Source organism: Pseudidiomarina atlantica, from assembly GCF_000753735.1.
In the GTDB taxonomy this organism is placed as follows: domain Bacteria; phylum Pseudomonadota; class Gammaproteobacteria; order Enterobacterales; family Alteromonadaceae; genus Pseudidiomarina; species Pseudidiomarina atlantica.
Genome location: NZ_JPIN01000007.1, coordinates 39,976 through 58,398 on the forward strand (window position 1 = coordinate 39,976; position 18,423 = coordinate 58,398).

20 protein-coding genes are annotated in these 18,423 nt (G+C 51.3%); 9 read left to right on the top strand and 11 right to left on the bottom strand.

The annotated features are described in order from the left end of the window. Positions 1 to 100: 100 nt before the first annotated feature. The gene (sodB, locus tag IDAT_RS07365; protein WP_034732411.1) at positions 101 to 682 is read left to right on the top strand and encodes a superoxide dismutase [Fe]; all 582 of its coding nucleotides are present in this window, start codon (positions 101 to 103) and stop codon (positions 680 to 682) included. A gap of 78 nt (positions 683 to 760) precedes the next feature. Here sodB and fadR read toward each other — a convergent pair whose 3' ends face one another. After that, the gene (fadR, locus tag IDAT_RS07370) at positions 761 to 1,471 is read right to left on the bottom strand and encodes a fatty acid metabolism transcriptional regulator FadR (RefSeq protein ID WP_034732413.1); all 711 of its coding nucleotides are present in this window, start codon (positions 1,469 to 1,471) and stop codon (positions 761 to 763) included. A gap of 184 nt (positions 1,472 to 1,655) precedes the next feature. On the opposite strand from fadR, the gene dsbB reads away from it, so the two are divergent. Then, entirely contained in the window at positions 1,656 to 2,174 is a 519-nt protein-coding gene (gene dsbB / locus IDAT_RS07375) for a disulfide bond formation protein DsbB (protein ID WP_034732416.1), read from the top strand. Between the two features lie 6 nt (positions 2,175 to 2,180). On the opposite strand, the gene IDAT_RS07380 is transcribed toward dsbB, so the two are convergent. The 10 genes from IDAT_RS07380 to yoaA all read right to left on the bottom strand — a co-directional run bounded on the left by IDAT_RS07380 (position 2,181) and on the right by yoaA (position 11,546). Continuing rightward, positions 2,181 to 2,645, bottom strand: coding sequence for a YcgN family cysteine cluster protein (locus IDAT_RS07380; protein WP_280113581.1), 465 nt, complete (start codon positions 2,643 to 2,645; stop codon positions 2,181 to 2,183). Continuing rightward, the gene (locus IDAT_RS07385) at positions 2,638 to 3,276 is read right to left on the bottom strand and encodes a fumarylacetoacetate hydrolase family protein (RefSeq protein WP_034732417.1); all 639 of its coding nucleotides are present in this window, start codon (positions 3,274 to 3,276) and stop codon (positions 2,638 to 2,640) included. The genes IDAT_RS07380 and IDAT_RS07385 overlap by 8 nt, the downstream gene beginning before the upstream one ends. Further along, positions 3,273 to 4,256 (bottom strand): lytic murein transglycosylase, encoded by a 984-nt coding sequence (locus IDAT_RS07390; RefSeq protein WP_034732418.1) that lies wholly within the window; start codon positions 4,254 to 4,256, stop codon positions 3,273 to 3,275. Before IDAT_RS07390 ends, IDAT_RS07385 begins: the two co-directional genes overlap by 4 nt. Then, positions 4,253 to 4,516, bottom strand: a complete 264-nt coding sequence (locus IDAT_RS07395) for a YcgL domain-containing protein (protein ID WP_034732419.1) — start codon at positions 4,514 to 4,516, stop codon at positions 4,253 to 4,255. Before IDAT_RS07395 ends, IDAT_RS07390 begins: the two co-directional genes overlap by 4 nt. Before the next feature lie 13 nt (positions 4,517 to 4,529). Next, on the bottom strand, positions 4,530 to 5,666 hold the full coding sequence (gene rnd / locus IDAT_RS07400; protein WP_051986646.1) for a ribonuclease D: 1,137 nt from the start codon (positions 5,664 to 5,666) through the stop codon (positions 4,530 to 4,532). Next, complete coding sequence (fadD, locus tag IDAT_RS07405) at positions 5,663 to 7,348, bottom strand: long-chain-fatty-acid--CoA ligase FadD (RefSeq protein WP_034732737.1); 1,686 nt, start codon at positions 7,346 to 7,348, stop codon at positions 5,663 to 5,665. The genes rnd and fadD overlap by 4 nt, the downstream gene beginning before the upstream one ends. Positions 7,349 to 7,409: 61 nt before the next feature. Continuing rightward, positions 7,410 to 8,315: an alpha/beta fold hydrolase gene (locus IDAT_RS07410; RefSeq protein ID WP_034732421.1), complete on the bottom strand. Its 906-nt coding sequence runs from the start codon at positions 8,313 to 8,315 to the stop codon at positions 7,410 to 7,412. A 12-nt stretch (positions 8,316 to 8,327) separates the two neighbouring features. Next, on the bottom strand, positions 8,328 to 8,900 hold the full coding sequence (locus IDAT_RS07415; RefSeq protein WP_034732422.1) for a Slp family lipoprotein: 573 nt from the start codon (positions 8,898 to 8,900) through the stop codon (positions 8,328 to 8,330). A gap of 34 nt (positions 8,901 to 8,934) precedes the next feature. After that, entirely contained in the window at positions 8,935 to 9,618 is a 684-nt protein-coding gene (gene tsaB, locus IDAT_RS07420) for a tRNA (adenosine(37)-N6)-threonylcarbamoyltransferase complex dimerization subunit type 1 TsaB (RefSeq protein WP_034732424.1), read from the bottom strand. After that, positions 9,615 to 11,546, bottom strand: a complete 1,932-nt coding sequence (gene yoaA, locus IDAT_RS07425; protein WP_034732426.1) for a DNA repair helicase YoaA — start codon at positions 11,544 to 11,546, stop codon at positions 9,615 to 9,617. Before yoaA ends, tsaB begins: the two co-directional genes overlap by 4 nt. Before the next feature lie 368 nt (positions 11,547 to 11,914). Between yoaA and hisG the strand changes: the two genes are divergently transcribed. From hisG to hisF, 7 genes are read left to right on the top strand one after another with little or no spacing between them, the layout of a single operon-like run. After that, positions 11,915 to 12,823 carry an ATP phosphoribosyltransferase gene (hisG, locus tag IDAT_RS07430; protein ID WP_034732428.1) on the top strand — a complete coding sequence of 303 codons (909 nt, stop codon included), beginning with the start codon at positions 11,915 to 11,917 and terminating at the stop codon, positions 12,821 to 12,823. A 3-nt stretch (positions 12,824 to 12,826) separates the two neighbouring features. Then, positions 12,827 to 14,152 carry a histidinol dehydrogenase gene (gene hisD, locus IDAT_RS07435; RefSeq protein ID WP_051986647.1) on the top strand — a complete coding sequence of 442 codons (1,326 nt, stop codon included), beginning with the start codon at positions 12,827 to 12,829 and terminating at the stop codon, positions 14,150 to 14,152. Then, positions 14,149 to 15,246: a histidinol-phosphate transaminase gene (gene hisC / locus IDAT_RS07440; protein WP_034732429.1), complete on the top strand. Its 1,098-nt coding sequence runs from the start codon at positions 14,149 to 14,151 to the stop codon at positions 15,244 to 15,246. The genes hisD and hisC overlap by 4 nt, the downstream gene beginning before the upstream one ends. After that, complete coding sequence (gene hisB / locus IDAT_RS07445; RefSeq protein ID WP_034732430.1) at positions 15,243 to 16,319, top strand: bifunctional histidinol-phosphatase/imidazoleglycerol-phosphate dehydratase HisB; 1,077 nt, start codon at positions 15,243 to 15,245, stop codon at positions 16,317 to 16,319. Before hisC ends, hisB begins: the two co-directional genes overlap by 4 nt. Further along, positions 16,316 to 16,924 carry an imidazole glycerol phosphate synthase subunit HisH gene (gene hisH / locus IDAT_RS07450; RefSeq protein ID WP_034732431.1) on the top strand — a complete coding sequence of 203 codons (609 nt, stop codon included), beginning with the start codon at positions 16,316 to 16,318 and terminating at the stop codon, positions 16,922 to 16,924. Before hisB ends, hisH begins: the two co-directional genes overlap by 4 nt. Continuing rightward, a complete protein-coding gene (gene hisA / locus IDAT_RS07455) occupies positions 16,905 to 17,642 on the top strand; it encodes a 1-(5-phosphoribosyl)-5-[(5-phosphoribosylamino)methylideneamino]imidazole-4-carboxamide isomerase (RefSeq protein WP_034732432.1) in 738 nt (245 codons plus the stop codon). The genes hisH and hisA overlap by 20 nt, the downstream gene beginning before the upstream one ends. Further along, positions 17,624 to 18,403, top strand: a complete 780-nt coding sequence (hisF, locus tag IDAT_RS07460) for an imidazole glycerol phosphate synthase subunit HisF (protein WP_034732433.1) — start codon at positions 17,624 to 17,626, stop codon at positions 18,401 to 18,403. Before hisA ends, hisF begins: the two co-directional genes overlap by 19 nt. Positions 18,404 to 18,423 lie beyond the last annotated feature (20 nt).

Consider the following 18,423-nt stretch of genomic DNA (forward strand, 5'->3'; position numbering starts at 1 on the left):
TCTGCCTCAATCTGAGTATATTGAGACAGCACGAAGCAAATTCAATGGTAAACTAGTAACGCTTCGAACTAATTCATGAAAACAACAATGGAGAGTCGACATGGCATTCGAACTACCAGCACTACCTTATGAGAAAAATGCACTTGAACCGCATATCTCTGCCGAAACACTTGAGTATCACTACGGCAAGCACCACAACGCTTACGTAACCAAGCTGAACGATGCTGTGAAAGGCACCGACATGGAAAGCAAATCACTTGAAGAAATTATCAAAACCTCTTCAGGCGGTGTTTTCAACAACGCAGCGCAAGTATGGAACCACACCTTTTACTGGCACTGCCTAAGCCCAAATGGCGGCGGCGAACCTACGGGCGCATTGGCTGACGCAATCAACTCTGCATTTGGTTCATTTGACAAATTCAAAGAAGAGTTTAACGCACAAGCTGCTGGCAACTTCGGTTCTGGCTGGACTTGGTTGGTGAAGAAAGCTGACGGTTCAGTTGCTATCGTGAACACTAGCAACGCGGAAACGCCTCTTACTGACGAATCAGTAACACCTATCCTAACGGTCGATGTGTGGGAACACGCATACTATATCGATTACCGTAATGCGCGTCCGAACTACTTAAGCGCATTCTGGAACTTGGTGAACTGGGAATTCGTAGCGAAAAACTTCGCTTAATTCTTAGTCATTAGCTCAGTAGAAACAAAAAGCCCCGCGATTGCGGGGCTTTTTTTAACCTGTATTATTCAACCTTAGCTATTCAACCAGATTCGCAGGTATCTGACCGCGCATACTGTGCCAAATGCGGCCCGAAGCGTAACCATAGTCACGTACCAATAATGCCGCTTCATCGCGTTTTTCTTCGGTAGCAACAGCTTTCAAGTCGGCGTAATACTTACGCGCCAATTTACGTGCTTCAGGGTTGGAGAAGTAGAAATTACCAATCCGTGAATACAGCCCTTTAAAACCGTTCAGTACCAGCACATAAATCGGGTTTCCAGAGGCCTGTGCTAGATCGTGGTTGAGGCGGTAGTCATAGTCGGCAAACGCATCGGCAGTATCAGCCAATGTTTCTGCCTCTGCTAACAGTTCCGCGACTTTTTCCGGCGCATTACGCACGGCGCCACGAATATAGATGGCACTGATGTTGGTACGCGCTGACAACAATTGATCAACCAATTCAGGCATACCGTCTTCGTCAAGGCGTGCCAAGGTTTCCAGAATATTCAGTCCTGATGTTTCCCAGAAATTATTTACCCGAGTTGGTTTGCCATGTTGAATGGTCAGCCAACCATCACGAGCTAGGCGCTGTAACACCTCACGCAGCGTCGTTCGCGTTACACCGATCAACTCCGACAGCTCGCGTTCAGCAGGTAAAATAGTACCTGGCGCGAAATGCCCATTCCAAATGGACTTAACGATGTATTCTTCTGCAAACCCAGCCGGGCTCTGTGCCTTGATGATCATGTATTCGCCTACTTTTACGTTATGGTTCGCGAACGGAATTAGCCTTTGCACTAATGAAGCGACGATTTTACCAGTCTTTCCAATGGTCGGACAAGTTTTGTCGCACTTGCTTTACAGAAAGCTATCGACTTCTGCCAATGGCTTGGTATTCTTTGCCGAATAAAAATGACAACGAGAGCCTAACATGCAGTTTTTAAGTCAATTACCAGAGCGTCGTGGTGCATGGGCACTACTTTTCCTTTCCGCGGTTGGACTTGTCCTGACCGCCCTTTACATGCAGTACCAAATGGGGCTCGACCCGTGCGTCAAATGTATTTATCAGCGCGTCGCAGTCATGGGGATTGCTGCAGCAGCGTTGCCGGCTTTATTTGCACCGCGCTTGCTCGTTGCACGTTTACTGAGTTATGCAGCCTGGCTTACGGCCGCGATTTGGGGCCTGCGTATTGCCCATGACCACGTGGTCACCCAACAATCAGCCAATGCTTACTTCGCGGTGTGCGATGCGTTTCCAGTTTTCCCAGATTGGCTTCCGCTGCTCGATTGGTTCCCAAGCTTATTTGAGGCTCCAGGGCTTTGTGGTGACATCAGCTGGGTGTTTTTAGATATGAGCATGCCTGAATGGATGCGTATCATCTTTGCAATTTATACAGGATTAGCACTCGTCGTTATCGCCTTGCGTTTAATTGGCGCGCGTAAACTTTAAAGCGCGCTAATCATGGTCGCGTAACGGCCAGGTAACGATACGTAATTCGAGGTCCTCGTGGACCTCGCTTTCGTTAATGCAGCGCCCTGCGACACTCATGCCGGCATCCATCATCGGTTGTCGCGAGCCGTCATGACGTAGCGGATGCCAGCTTGGTAAATCGCGGCCTTCAGCCAAACGACGATAGCCGCAAGTCACTGGTAAGTAGTCGAGCTCAAAGATGTTTTCGGGGGTAATCACGACGCAGTCCGGCACGTGCGCTTTACGTTCGGCATAATTGCTGCAAAGTCCGCTGTCACAGTCGAGCAATACACAAGCGATATCGGTAAAGTGCACGGTTTCGTCGGCATCATCACTGTCAATCAATTTGTGTAGGCAACACTTACCACAGCCATCACAAATAGACTCCCATTCAGCATGGGTCATTTCGCTAAATGACTTACTTTGCCAAAACGGCTGTGGTTTAGTCACGTGCTTGTACCTTTGCCGACCACTGCATGCTGTGCCCCGCCAATTGCCAGCCTAACTCCAACACATCACCAACTGCCAAGGGTCCAACGCCCGCTGGGGTCCCCGTCAGTACCACGTCACCTGCCTCCAGTGTGAATACCTGACTTATGTGTGCTACAAGTTCGGCAATTGGCGTTAGCATTGTGGTGGCATCACCGTCTTGCTGCAGCTTGCCGTTACGTAACAACTGGAACTTGCTGTGCTGCACATCATCAAGATTATCAACAACTTGCCACGGTGCTAATACGCAAGCGCCATCGAACGCCTTGGCACGTTCCCACGGCTGACCTTGTGCTTTGAGACGGTCTTGCACATCGCGCAGGGTCAAATCGAGCGCAAGGGTAGCTTGATTGATACCTCGCGCCGCGGTTCCGGCGTCAACGTACTGCAACCGCTTCGCAATCTGCACGGCAATCTCTAGCTCATGGTGACAAGCACCTAAGTGCGTCGGAATGCGAACATCTTCAAGGGTGGTTAAACTACTAGGCGGTTTAATAAATAATAACGGTTCAGTCGGGATGGGATTATTCAATTCAGCTGCATGGGCCGCATAATTGCGACCCACACAAACAATTTTACTGATCGCGTTCATCGAGGAAAGCGAATCCGATCAGACAGGTAACCTACCGCCGCCACAAAGTAATGCGAACGGTTCCAGCGCATCAGCGCATCATAGTTGGCATAAGCCAAATAAACGCGACCATCTTTGTCGTCTGGGATCACTACCGCGGCTTTGATGTCTGAGCGTGTGGGTAGATCATCACCGTCCATAGTACGGATGCCTAACTGTTGCCATTCAGCGAGAGATTTCTTGTTTTTCAGGTCCGCCAATGAGACGTCAAAATCAGCAGGCAACTGCACCTGACGGCCCCATGTCACATCATCGCGCCAGCCCGCTTGCTTCAAATAGTTAGCAGCAGAGGCGAAAACGTCCCCCATGGAGTTCCAAATATCTTTACGACCATCGCCATCGTAATCAACCGCATAGGCCATAAAGGAGCTTGGCATAAATTGGGTTTGCCCCATAGCACCCGCCCATGACCCTTTCATTTGCTCGGGGTCAATGTGGCCATCTTGGATAATGGTAAGCGCTTGCCACAGTTGATTTTTGAAGAATTCTTCACGACGACCTTCATAGGCCATGGTGGTTAGTGCCGAAACCACATCAAAACCACCAGTGTAGTTACCAAAGTTGGTTTCGATGCCCCACAAAGCCACAATAAAGCGCGGTTGCACGCCATATTTAGCGCCGACCTCTTCTAACAGCTCTTTGTGCTCGTTATACTTTTCAACCGCTTGTTCCGCTTTCCATTCCGGTACTGCACGCGGTAGATAAGTGTCGAGCGTGAGTTTAAATTCCGGTTGGTTTTTATCTGCGCTCACGGCACGCTCATAAAACTTTGCATTCGCGAACGCGCGCTCTAAGGTCTCTGAGCTGTAGCCTTTCTCTAGCGCCTCTGCTTTAATTTTGACCACGTAGTCAGCGAAGCCTTCTGCATCTTGGGCCCATGCTGGCAATTGCACAGCCAACAAACTCGCGCCTAGTACAACACTCGACAACAATTTCTTCATTTCGCCAACTCCTTTTTTAGTAAATTCTCGGGCTGTGGTGGTAGCTGTAAATAGAATCCAGGGTCCTCAAGGTGTTGCTTGAGTTCCGCAATCGAGAGACGGGCAAGTTTACGTTCATCGTTCAACGCAATCACCATGACCTTTTGAGGTTGACCAAAACTTTTTGCTAAGGTTTCAGGAAGCAAAGAAAAATCGGCTGGATGCGCCATATACAAATAGGTATCGGCGCGTTTTGGACTACGATAGACCGCACACAACATGCGTTGTCACCACTCACTTCAGTAATTGTTCGATAGTGGCTCTAAGCTTAGCCCCTCGCCAACTTGCGAACAAGTCTGGCGGCGGTAATTCGGCCCGAATGTGCGATGGAATCTGGCGACACCAATGAATGACATCGTTCATTTGGCGCCGTGAAGCGACCATAGCGACATCAATACCGAGTTCGTTCGCCGTTTGCTGGGCCAGCTCTTTGATGGCTTGAAAATCTTTTTTATAACTCGGGATGTCCGTGATCCGCCGCAAGCGCAAGCCTAAATCACCCGCAGCCTGCCCCCGTTTGATGGCATTAAGCATCGCATCTGCATTGTAACGCACGGTGACCGGCGACAGGTCTTTTATGCCTTGCAACTGCTGTTTATTACTTGGCATGCGGCGCGCAATTTCAAGTAATGAATGGTCTTTAGCAATAAAGCCCAATGGCAAATCGGCACTGCGTGCGCGGTGTTGACGCCACGCACACAACTCACGTAATACGCGTAATTGCTCAGCATTGCATTGCCACGCATTGCCGAAGTAGAGAAACTGCCATTCGTCAGGAACTTGCTGCGCACGTTTGTGCGCCTGCCATGCTGACTCTGCCAGAATCAAGTCGAGTTTGCCGCTTTGCTCGGCTTCAGCATACAACTCTGGATAAATTTTCTCGAGGTAAAAGACGTCCGCAGCGGCGTATTCAAGCTGTGCTTCTGCTAGCGGTCGTTGCATCCAGTCGGTGCGCGATTGTGATTTATCGAGTTCAACCCCTAAACGTGCTTGCACCAACGCCGCATAGCCGAGCGTTTCGCCAGTGCCAAGCATCGCTGCGGCCACCTGCGTGTCGAACAACGCGGTCGGTAAACAGCCCATGTGCTGATGTAAGATCTCGTAATCTTCACCGCCGGCATGAATCACCATGATATGGTTTTCATCAGCGAACAGGTCCCACAGCGGCTGCAGCGCACTCTCGCTGACTTCGACAGGATCAATCAGTACGGTTTGCGTACCCGCTTGCACTTGGATCAAACCAAGCTTGGCATAAAACGTGCGGGTGCGAACAAATTCAGTATCGACGGCAAGAAATTTAGCCGCCTGCGCCTGCTGACAGAAATCTGCAAGCGCAGCGGCGGTAGTTACCAATTGATAAGCAATGGTCACGATGTTTGTTTCGCCTTTGCCTCTTCTTCATCGCGTAATTCGCGACGGAGAATTTTACCAACATTGGTTTTCGGCAGTTCTTTGCGGAACTCGACAAATTTAGGTACTTTATAGCCGGTGAGGTTTTCGCGCGCAAAATCAATAAGTTCACGTTCAGTGAGAGAGTCATCTTTACGCACTACGAAAATCTTCACTGCTTCGCCAGAAGAGTCGTGCGGGACACCCACAGCTGCGACTTCCAACACCTTTTCGTGCTCGGCGATAACATCTTCGATTTCGTTCGGGTAAACGTTAAACCCAGAGACCAAAATCATGTCTTTTTTACGGTCAACGATTTTAAAGAAGCCCTGCTCGTCCATGAGACCGATGTCACCGGTCATAAACCATTCACCACGCATGACTTTCTCGGTTTCTTCTGGGCGATTGAGATAACCGACCATTACCTGCGGGCCTCGCACTTGCAGTTCGCCGACCTCACCTTGCGCAACTTCTTCACCGGTATCGCTGTCGACCACGCGAACGTCGGTCGAGGGTAACGGAATACCGATAGTGCCGTTGTAATGCTCAATATCTGTCGGATTTACCGTAACTACTGGTGAACACTCGGTTAAACCGTAGCCTTCGAGCAAACGCGACTTGGTTGCGCGTTCCCAGCGCTCAGCGACGGCTTTTTGCACGGCCATGCCGCCACCCATTGCGATTTTCAGATGAGAAAAATCAAGATCTTTAAAGCCTTCGGTGTTCAACAAACCATTAAACAGGGTGTTGACGCCAGAAATCATCGAGAACGGATGCTTGGACAACTCTTTAACGAAGCCCGGCATATCGCGTGGATTGGTGATCAGAATGTTCTTGCCACCGTGCTTCATAAAGGTCAGGCAGTTCACCGTTAGCGCGAAAATGTGATAGAGCGGCAACGCCGTGATGATAGTTTCCTCACCGTCATTCACCAAGGGGGCGAATACGGCAGAGCATTGCTCTAAGTTCGCGACCATATTACGGTGCGATAACATCGCGCCTTTCGCCAAGCCAGTGGTGCCACCGGTGTATTGCAAGAACGCCAGATCATCGCCGCTCATTTCAGGACGGGTGTACTTCTGTTTGGCGCCCTTGGCTAAAGCATCGTTGAACTGTACGGTGTTCGCCAAACGATAGCTCGGCACCATGCGCTTCACATACTTCACTACGAAATTGACGATCCAACGCTTCGGCGCTGGCAGTAAATCGCCAATGCTGGTCAAAATGACGTGCGGTAAATCTAAATCATCAATGACTTTTTCGAGCGTGTGGGCAAAATTATCAAGAATGACAATACCTTTACACTTGGCGTCGCTTAGCTGATGCTTGAGCTCGCGCGGCGTATACAGTGGATTCACATTCACCACTGTCATTCCAGCGCGCAGAATACCAAACAGTGCGACTGGATATTGCAGCAAGTTAGGCATCATGACCGCAACTGCGTCACCTTTCTTCAGGCCTTTGCCTTGCAGGTACGCAGCAAACTTTTTTGTTTCGGCATCGAGCTCGTGAAAGGACATTTCATGATCCATATTCACATAAGCTGTGCGGTCACCGTAGGCTTCAATACTCTGTTCGAAAATGTCGACCACTGAATTAAAGTGGTTTGGGTCAATCGTTTCTGGGACCCCAGCTGGATATCGTTTTAACCAGATTCTTTCCACGCTCTCGTGCTCCTGATTCATGTTCTTTTGCGGTAAGTTTCGCATATCCGACCAGTTTAAACTAGCGTTTTGCCGTTGCCAACAGGTCGCGAACATGCCGCCAAATCGCCTCAGGTTGCTCCATATGGACGTGATGCCCACCTGTCACTTCGGCGATTTGCAACTGTGGCACGCAAGTTTGCCATTGTGCTAAGCCTTGCTCTAATTGCTTACGATGGCCATGACTGCCGAGGATCAGCTGCATCGGGCAAGCGATTGCTTGCAGAATTGCACTCACTTGTTCGGTGCTCATTCGCAGTGGCGACTTGGTACGTAATTGGCCATCGGCACGAAACCGGAAATCATTTTCAGCTAACTGTTCAATGCCGCGCTGGACCAGCAATGCGGCGAGCGGCTCGGAAAAATCGCCAGCCTGCAAACGCGCTTGTACGGCTGTCGCTAAATCTAGGTAGTGTGGGCGTCGCTTTTGTTGCTGTAACGAGCGACTTTTGAAACTTTGGCGCAAGTCCTCAAGGATTTTTTCCGCTGGACTCGTCAACAAACCAAAGGCTTCGATGATGGTTAAGGATAGCACTAAATCGGGCCTCACCCCTGCCAATAAGTTGGCGGCGTAGCCGCCCATCGAGTGGCCTATGACGTGAATCGAATGCCACTGCTGTCGTTCAGTCAATTGCACTAGGTCATACACGTAATCTAAAAATGGATAGTAGTTACCGGTAGGTCGATGGTCTGAATGTCCATGTCCGGCCCAATCAAGCGCGATGAGTTGGTAGTTCTGTGCAGCAGAACTTGCTAAAAAGTGTTCTGCCAGTGGTACGAAGCTATTGGCATTATCGAGCCAGCCATGTAACGCCAGAATCACCGTACCGTTAGGGTCGCCCCAGCGCAAACCTGCTAAAGAACCCCAGTTGAGTTGAAATGAAACAGGCTCAGCCGAAAGCTGAGCCTGTTGAAAGTGATCAGTCATCGTTATCCGTCTTTAATTGTTGTCACCACCGCTCTTTTGACTACCGCCATTGGTGCGGACTGGCACTGGGTAGTAAATGCGATAAGGCTGTGAATACCAGTAATGACGATACCATAATGAGCTGTAATCGACTTCAGCGGTATTCTGCTGACGCTCTTTCCATAAGTAACGACCGCTGGCATTCAGCGTTGGAAACAGATAACGGTACTCGTCAATCTTATCTTCAACGGGTGCGCCGATGGTTCCACTAAAGGTGACGCTGCGACCTTTCTCGTAGACCATAGGATCGACAAAACCGTCAATTATTGCACGAAAACGACCGTCACTATTATCGGTTACCACTGGGCGACCGTAAGAATTGAGTGCATAGTTGACCACTTCAATCACCGTACCGTCGTCGCTATTGCTTACCTCGGCAATAACACCGCCCCAACGTGCCGGACGCCCCTCTGCTTGCGCAGGATTATCTAACGCCGTGGTGTAGGTCACTAAATTGTCTTCGTTGGCCACCGCCAGTTCGTCAGGAATCGTTGAACAAGCGCCTAACGACAAAGTTGCGGCGGCAATAAACCAATACTTCAACATAAACTTCTCCTTTTAAACGCTGACGGGGAGCCGACTAGCGTCCCGGTAATTTTTGCCAGGTGACTTCATTACGGACGTACAGCGGTTCAAGCTCTTCCGCTGGTACTGGCTGTGTCTGTGCTGCCAACAGCAACATGTCTTCTGCCAGCGGCAAAGTAACATCCTCTAATACGTTGACCGTGCGATTCGGATCCAGTTCAGCAGCGTACGCTTGCCAACCGGTTCCAGCCCCCACTAACGCACCTTGAGGCCACCAAGCTGCTTGGCTCAAATCGCTTAGAGCGGCCATTTGCGGAGCCACCAATTCCGTGACCCCAGTCGCGGTGACCGCGTAGCAAGCCAGATAAACCTCTTGCATCCGCGCATCGATGGCACTGACAACCGTTGCTGCGCCGTGTTTGCGCGCGACTTGTTGTGCTAGAGCCGCTAATGTACAGACGGGATACACCGGTAAAGTGTGACTAAAGGCCAACCCTTGTGCGACAGAAACGCCAATACGGACCCCAGTAAAGCTGCCAGGTCCATAACCACAAACGATGCCATCCACCTGTTCCAGTCCAATCCCAGCCTCGCTCAGAACTTCGGTGACAAAGCCAAGAATTTTCTGCGAATGTTCACGCGGTGCGAGTGTGCTGCGCGTGTAAATTTTGCCTTGATAGCGCAAGGCTACCGAGCATTGTTCTGTGGCGGTATCAATCGCGAGTAAGACGTCGCTCATGCCGTCGCTTCTCCATTAATCGTGCGTAAAAAATCAAGTGCTTGCTGCAAGTCGCGAGTGCGCTTCAAAGGTGGCAAACTACCAACAAACAGCTTGCCATACGGCCTTGTCACTATGCGTTGATCACAAACAATTAACACACCGCGATCGCTGCGGTCGCGAATCAATCGACCTGCTCCTTGCTTCAAGGCAATAATCGCTGGTGGTAATTGTACCTGACTGAACGGGTCTGCTCCACGCAAACGACAGTCTTCAATACGCGCTTGCAACAAAGGATCGTCGGGGGCGCCAAATGGCAGTTTGTCGATGATGACACAGGTCAGCGCTTGTCCACGCACATCAACGCCTTCCCAAAACGAGGCTGTGCCAAGCAACACTGCGTTGCCCGCGGCGATAAAGTCTGCCAATAATTCGCGCTTATTTACCGTACCCTGCACAAACATTGGCCGATCAGTGACCTGCGCGAGGCGCTCCGCCACCAGTTGCAGCATGCGGTGACTGGTAAATAATACAAAGGTGCCGCCGTTCGGGTTCGCATCGAGCACCTGGGTGGTGATATCGAGCAACGCATCCAACATTTCCCGTTGATGCGGTTGCGGTAAAAACCTTGGCACACAGAGCATGCCTTGTTCGGCAAAGGCAAACGGGCTGGGCAAACACAAGGTTTGCGCCTGCTGAATACCGAGCAGCCGCGTAAAGTGTTTAAAATCTTCGTTAATCGCTAGGGTGGCCGAGGTAAAAATCCAACTGGCATCTGACTTGGCCACGAAGCCGCCAAACTTATCCGCTACTTGCAAGGGGGTCTGATGCAGCACTACATGACGTGGCGTCGTTTCATACCAAAAGCTGTAACCGGTGCGTTCGGTCTGCTGTAGCCAGTGCCAAGTGTGAATGAACTCCACACAACGCTCATAGCAAGCATCCAGATCTTGGTTGCGGCCAATCGCAGTTTTCATCACATCGCGAAAAAACTCTAAGCTTTCGGTCACCATCCGTGCCGCTTCGATGACATTGTCCTGCTGCTGAAACTGGCGCCAATTGCCGCGCTGGGGATCCGCCGGAAAGACAAGGCGCCAATCGCGCAGGCTGGTCAATAGTTTGTCGGCTGCTTTGTCGAGTTGCCGCAGGTCCTTGACTTCGGTCAGGTACAGCACCTTCGCCTCTTGCGCGAGTTCTTGTAATTGCCGACTGCCGATAGCTTCACCAAAATACTGGCTGGCAATATCCGGCAACTGGTGTGCCTCATCGAAAACCAAGGCATCAGCGGTCGGAATGAGTTCGCCAAAGCCTACGTCTTTAAGTGCCATATCGGCAAAGAACAGATGATGATTCACCACCACAATATCGGCTTCAAGTGCCCGTTTGCGTGCCTTCACTAGATAACAATCTTCATAAACCGGGCAGTCGCGACCTAAACAATTATCTACCGTACTGGTGACGTGCGGCAGCACTTCGGCATCTTCGGGGAGCTGTGCTAAACCAGCAACATCGCCATCTTCGGTGCGTAGCGACCAACGTTTGACTTCAACCAGTTGCTTTTGCACAGTTTTCGAGAGCTCTGCGGCATGAGCGGAATTCTGTTGTAAACGATGAATACACAGATAGTTACTGCGCCCTTTCAACAAGGTGACTTGCTTGTGCGGTGCTACGGCATCACGCAACGCCGGCAAATCACGATGGAACAACTGCTCTTGCAATGCTTTGGTACCGGTGGAAATCATCGCACTGCCTTTACTTAGCAGAATCGGTACCAAATACGCGTAGGTTTTACCGGTGCCAGTTTCCGCTTCAACCACTAATTGCCCTTTGCTTTTCAGAGTGGTGGCGATGGCTTCGGCCATCTCAGTTTGCGCAGGTCGTGGTGAGAAACCGGGCAATGCTTGCGCTAAGGCACTATCGGGCTGGAAATGTTTACTGATCGCTGTCATGCTGCGGGAAAATTTGAATTGAACTTTATCAGCAAGCCTACCGTAAAAGTGCCGAACAAGCTATGTAGAGTTGTAGGCGCAACATTGCCGTTGCAGCAGGCTACGCAACTATACAAGTTGCCATACAAGAAATGGCAAAAACCTAATTTTTAAGGGTTGCAAGAGCAGTCTGTAATTTATACAATCTCTAACAACTGAAACACAAGGAATGATTATGCGCACAACAATTTGGCATCACCATCACCGTTTACACCGACGTTAGCCAAGCTGTATGCGCTGGAGGCTAACACGTTGATGGTTGCCTTCACCATTTCAAGAACCCCGAGAGGCAACCTTTCGGGGTTTTTTTATAGGAGTTTAAAAAGATTATGGTTGTCGATACTTCAAGCAAACGTTTAACAATTGCGATTCAAAAATCAGGACGTTTAAGTAAAGAATCACTTAGCTTGCTACAAGCCTGTGGGGTCAAATTCAACTTGCACGAAGCACGCTTGCTGGCGCACAGCAGCAACCAACCGATCGATTTACTTCGCGTGCGTGACGATGACATTCCGGGTTTGGTCATGGATGGCGTTGTCGACCTTGGTATCATCGGTGAAAACGTACTCGAAGAAGTGCGTTTAGAGCGTGTCGCGACCAAATTACCAGCCGCTGTGAAACGTTTACGTTCATTAGACTTTGGTGGTTGTCGTCTGTCATTGGCGGTGCCAAAAGAAGACAGCTACAACGGCGTGCAGGATCTCGAAGGTAAGCGCATTGCCACCACTTATCCGTACTTGCTGCAAGATTACCTGCAAAAGCAAGGCGTTAATGCCAGCACCGCTATTTTAACCGGCAGCGTTGAAGTGGCACCGCGTGCCGGTCTAGCCGATGCAGTATGTGATTTGGTTTCCACCGGCGCCACCCTAGAAGCCAACGGCTTGGTCGAAAAAGAAGTGATTTTCACCAGCCAAGCGCAAATCATTCAGCGCCCAGAGCCACTTAATGCAGCCAAGCAAGCGATGGTCGACCAATTGTTGCCACGGCTTGATGGCGTACAAATGGCGCGGGAAAGCAAATACATCATGTTACACGCTCCGCGCGCTGCGCTTGAGCAAGTCGTGGCCTTGTTGCCGGGTGCCGAAGATCCGACAATTCTACCGCTAACCCACACTGACAAATTGGTCGCCGTACACGTGGTGAGCACCGAAACGTTGTTTTGGGAAACCATGGAAGAGTTAAAAGCCGTTGGCTGTAGCTCAATTCTGGTACTGCCGATTGAAAAAATGCTGGGGTAAGTCATGAGCGATACAACATTGAACCTCGCTGAGCGTTGCTTTGTTTGGTCTGAACTCGATACTGCACAACAACAAGCACTATTGCAGCGGCCGACCCAAAAGGTCTCGGCGGCGTTAACGCAAAGCGTCAATGAAATTGTCGAAAGTGTGCGCCAGCAAGGCGATGCCGCTGTGCTTCGCTTAACGCAAAAATTCGATTGCCCAGATTTGACTGAGTTACGCTATCCGGCGGAACGCATCGCTGCACAAGTGCAACAGCTCGCACCGGAAACGAAAGCAGCCATTGATACCGCCTATGGCACCATTCGCCGTTTCCACGAAGCGCAGCAACCACAAGCGATCAGCGTGGAAACAGCGCCGGGGATTGAATGCCAAATGCGCTATGCGCCGCTATCAGCGGTGGGTTTATATGTGCCGGGCGGTACCGCGGTATTGCCTTCGACGGCGCTTATGCTGGGCATCCCAGCGCAAATTGCCGGTTGTCAGCGAGTGGTTCTGGTAAGCCCGCCCGACGCCAACGGTGATCTCGCGCCCGCTATTTTATATGCTGCGCAAAAGTGCGGCATCACTGAGATCTATCGTTGCGGTGGTGCACAAGCAATTGCTGCACTCGCCTACGGCACCGAATCGATTGCCAAGGTGAACAAAATTTTTGGTCCGGGCAATAGTTACGTTACCGCCGCCAAACAAATGGTCTCGCAAGACCCACAAGGTGCCGCTATTGATATGCCAGCCGGCCCTTCTGAGTTGCTGGTGATTGCCGATGCCGATGCCAACCCAGCTTTTGTCGCTGCAGATTTATTATCACAAGCCGAACACGGCAGCGATTCACAAGTGGTGCTCTTGAGTCCCGCGGCAAGTCAAATCGAAGCGGTTAAAAATGAACTTTATCAGCAGCTAAGTTCCCTCTCGCGGGCTGACATAGCACGGCAGGCACTGGCCAATAGTGCTTTGATTGAGGTTGCGGATTTAGCTGAGGCTGTCGCTATCAGCCAAGATTACGCGCCAGAACACTTGTCAGTACAAACCGCAAATGCCGACGCGCTTGCTGAGCAGCTAACTCACGCCGGTTCGTTATTTATTGGTCCGTACACACCAGAATCGGGCGGCGACTATGCCACTGGCACTAATCACGTGCTGCCTACCTATGGTTTTGCCAACACGGTGAGTAGTTTGGGTCTGCTCGACTTCTATCGTCGTTATACCAGTCAACGCGCGACTCGCGATGGCTTAGCCGGCCTAGCACAAGCAATTGTCGGTTTAGCCGAGGCGGAAGGCCTCGATGCCCACGCGCGTGCGGTCACCATTCGTTTGGAGCAAGACATATGAGTGCAGAATTCGTCAATAAACTGCAACGCCAGCACCTTGCCGAGCTGGTGCCATATCAGTCAGCACGACGCAGTATGAGCGGCGGCTCAACTTGGCTGAACGCCAATGAAGCCCCGCTAACACCGGCGTTTCCAGAAGCACCAGAGTGGAACCGTTATCCGAGTTTCCAAAATGCGGCACTGAATCAGGCCTACGCCGACTACGCTGGGTTAAAGAGTGAGCAAGTTTTAAGTTGCCGTGGCAGCGATGAGGCTATTGACCTACTGATTCGAGCGTTCTGTGAACCGGTAAATGATGCCGTGATGATCACCACGCCAACTTATGGCATGTACGCTATTAGTGCCGCTACGCAAGGCGCTGCGGTTGCTGATTGTCCACTCATTGCCAGTGCGGACAACAGCTTACAACTAGACGTAGCGAGTATGCTGCAACGGCTGCGTGATCCGCAACAGCCGCGGGTCAAGCTTATCTTTGTTTGCAGCCCCTCAAACCCGCTTGGTAATTTAGTCGACAGCGGCGCACTTGAGCAATTGCTTGCAGGCGTGGGACAGCAGGCATTGGTCGTGCTTGACCAAGCCTACGTTGAGTTTATTGAACAAAGTTCTGCGCAAGTACAGATCAGTGATTGGCTGGCTCGCTATCCACAGCTAGTCGTATTGCGTACCCTATCTAAAGCTTTTGGTCTAGCTGGACTGCGCTGTGGCTTTGCCATCGGCCAGCCCGAGGTGATGGATATCTTGCGCAAAGTCATTGCGCCCTACCCGTTGCCAGAACCAACCATTAGCGGTGCCACCGCAGCCCTTAGTGCTACGGGTATTCAGTCGATGCAGGCACAAGTTGCAGCTACCCTTGAACAACGCGCTCGTTTACTTGAGGTACTGCAAAACAAAGCGTGGGTGGAGAAAATCTGGCCCTCGGCCACTAATTTTGTGTTGATTTCAGTCGCCGATGCCCCTGCAATAGTGCAACAATGTCAGCAAGCAGGCGTGCTGATTCGTAATCAGTCGAGCCAACCGGGCCTCAGCCCTTGTGTTCGCATAAGTATCGGCAGTGCCGAAGAGATGGACCGATTATTTGAGGTGTTACCCGCATGAGTGGACAACCCATTTTATTTATTGACCGCGATGGCACCCTCGTAGAAGAGCCAGCTATCGATAAACAACTCGATAGCATCGACAAATTAGTCTTTGAGCCGGATGTCATTCCAGTTCTGTTAGCCCTACAAGCTGCTGGCTATCGGCTGGTTATGGTGTCAAATCAAGACGGTTTGGGCACCGATAGCTTTCCGCAAGAAGATTTTGACGCACCACACGACCTGATGATGGCAATATTCACGTCGCAGGGCGTGCGTTTTGATGATGTGCTGATTTGCCCACACTTTGACCGCGATAATTGTAGTTGTCGCAAGCCGAAACTCGGCTTGGTCAGTGATTATTTGCAGCAAGGCAAGATTGATTTCGGCAAGTCGTATGTTATTGGGGATCGCGAAACCGACATGCAGCTCGCTGCCAATATGGGCATTCGTGGCTTACGCTACGACCGCTCACAGTTGAACTGGCGTGCAATTCAGCACCAATTGCTCGATCAGCCCCGTACTGCGCGGGTTGAACGTATTACCAAAGAGACCGAAATCCGCATCGGCGTCGACCTCGATCGCGCTGGGCCTAACAGCATTAGCACCGGTATTGGCTTTTTCGACCACATGCTCGATCAGATTGCTACCCATGGCGGGATTGCGCTGGACATCGCGGTCACCGGTGATCTGCACATTGATGAACACCACACCGTTGAAGATACCGCCCTTGCCCTCGGCCAAGCGCTGCGCCAAGCATTGGGCGATAAGCGTGGGATCGGCCGGTTTGGCTTTGCCTTACCGATGGACGAGTGTCGCGCAGAGTGTTTGATTGACTTATCGGGTCGCCCATACCTGCAATTTGACGCGCAATTTAGTCGCGCGGAAGTCGGTGAATTAAGCACTGAAATGGTCAGCCACTTTTTCCGTTCCATTGCCGATGCCATGGCGGTGTCTTTGCACTTGTCGACCACTGAAGGCAACTCACACCACCAGGTTGAGAGCCTATTTAAGGTGTTCGGACGAGCCCTGCGCCAAGCTGTGGCCCGTACTGGCAATCAGCAATTACCATCGAGCAAAGGTATGTTGGCATGAGTTTAGTTATTGTCGATACCTCATGTGCCAATTTGTCGTCGGTCAAATTTGCTTTTGAACGTCTCGGTTACCAACCTGAAGTGACTGCCGACGCCGCGCGCATACAAGCCGCTGACAAGGTTATCTTGCCTGGTGTCGGCACCGCCAAAGCGGCGATGCGTAACTTACAAGCACTTGAATTGGTGCCGACGCTACGCGCGTTACAACAGCCGGTGCTGGGTATTTGTCTGGGCATGCAGTTGCTGACCAGTTGGTCGGCCGAAGGGGATGTTGACTGTCTGAATGTCATTCCTGCGCGCACTGTGCCGCTGGACAGCCAAGGACAACCGTTGCCGCACATGGGTTGGAATACACTAACTGCAGTCGGTGATAATCCGTTACTAGGTGGTATTGCAGCGCCTGCGTACTGCTATTTTGTGCACAGTTATGCGGTCGCCGTTGACGACTACACTAGTGCCAGCACTACCTATGGACAAACCTTCGCCGCGATGATTCGCCGCGATAACTTTTTTGGCGCGCAGTTTCACCCTGAACGCTCAGGTGCCATTGGCGCGCAAATTTTGAAAAACTTTATGGAGTTAAGCGATGCTGATACCCGCGCTTGATTTAATCAACGGCGAGGTGGTGCGATTACAACAAGGCGACTTTGCCCGTCAGACTACCTTCGCCAGTGACCCGATGCCCATCGCCCAAGCTTACGCAGCAGCTGGCGCCGTATGGCTACACGTTGTCGACCTTGATGGTGCACGTGACCCAGCTAAACGTCAGGTCGCAACCATTGAGCGTCTCGCCCGCGAATTACCGATGCACGTGCAAGTCGGTGGCGGCATTCGTCAACGTAGTGACATCGAAGCGCTATTTGCCGCAGGTGTTCAACGGGTGGTGATTGGCTCATTGGCGGTAAAACAACCCGAATTAGTCAGTGCTTGGCTACAAGAATTCGGCAGTGACGCCATTGTCTTATCGTTGGACGTCAGCATTGCCGCTGACGGCAAGGCCTATGTTGCCACGCACGGCTGGCAAGAAACCTCCGAACTCACCTTAGAACAAGCCATCGAACGCTTTTTACCTTATGGTTTGCGGCACGTGCTGTGCACGGATATTGCAAAAGATGGCATGTTGAGCGGTTACAACACCGATTTATATGCGCGCCTCAAACAGCAGTATCCGCAGCTCGTCATTCAAGCCTCTGGCGGTGCCGCACAACTCGAGGATTTGCGTGCGCTGCAGGCCATCGGCTGCGATAGTGCCATTCTGGGCAAAGCGCTGTTAACCGGAAAATTCACCCTCGAGGAGGCATTCGCATGTTGGCCAAACGCATAATCCCATGTCTCGACGTGCGCGATGAGCAAGTGGTCAAAGGCGTACAATTTCGTAATCACGAAATCATTGGTGAGATTGAGCCTTTAGCAGCCCGCTATGCCGCCGAAGGCGCCGATGAACTCGTGTTCTACGATATCACTGCATCGTCGGACGCGCGCGTAGTCGATAAATCCTGGGTAGAACGTATTGCTCGCGTGATTGATATTCCGTTCACTGTGGCGGGCGGTATTAGCTCTGTCGAGCAAGCGCAAACGATACTCGCTATGGGCGCCGATAAAATTTCGGTCAACTCCCCAGCGCTGCGCGATCCGGATTTGATCAACCGTCTGGTTGATGAGTTTGGTCAGCAGTGTGTGGTCATTGGTATTGATAGTTTTTACGATGCTGCCACCGACCGCTATCTGGTTTACCAATTTACCGGCGACGAGAGTAAAAGTCAGCAGACGCGTTGGCGAACCGCTGATTGGCTCAAAGAAGTGGTCGCCCGAGGCGCTGGTGAAATCGTCCTCAATTGTATGAATCAAGATGGCGTTCGCAATGGCTATGATATTGAACAACTACGTGCGATGCGTGCCATTTGTCCAGTACCATTGATTGCTTCTGGTGGCGCCGGTGCAGCTGCGCATTTTGCCGATGTCTTTTTACAAGCAGATGTCGACGGCGCGCTCGCCGCTTCGGTGTTCCATAAACAAATTGTCCCCATCGCTGATCTCAAGCGTGCTTTGCAGCAGCAACAGATCACCATGCGCATTACCGGCTAACCCCACTACAGGACGTTGAT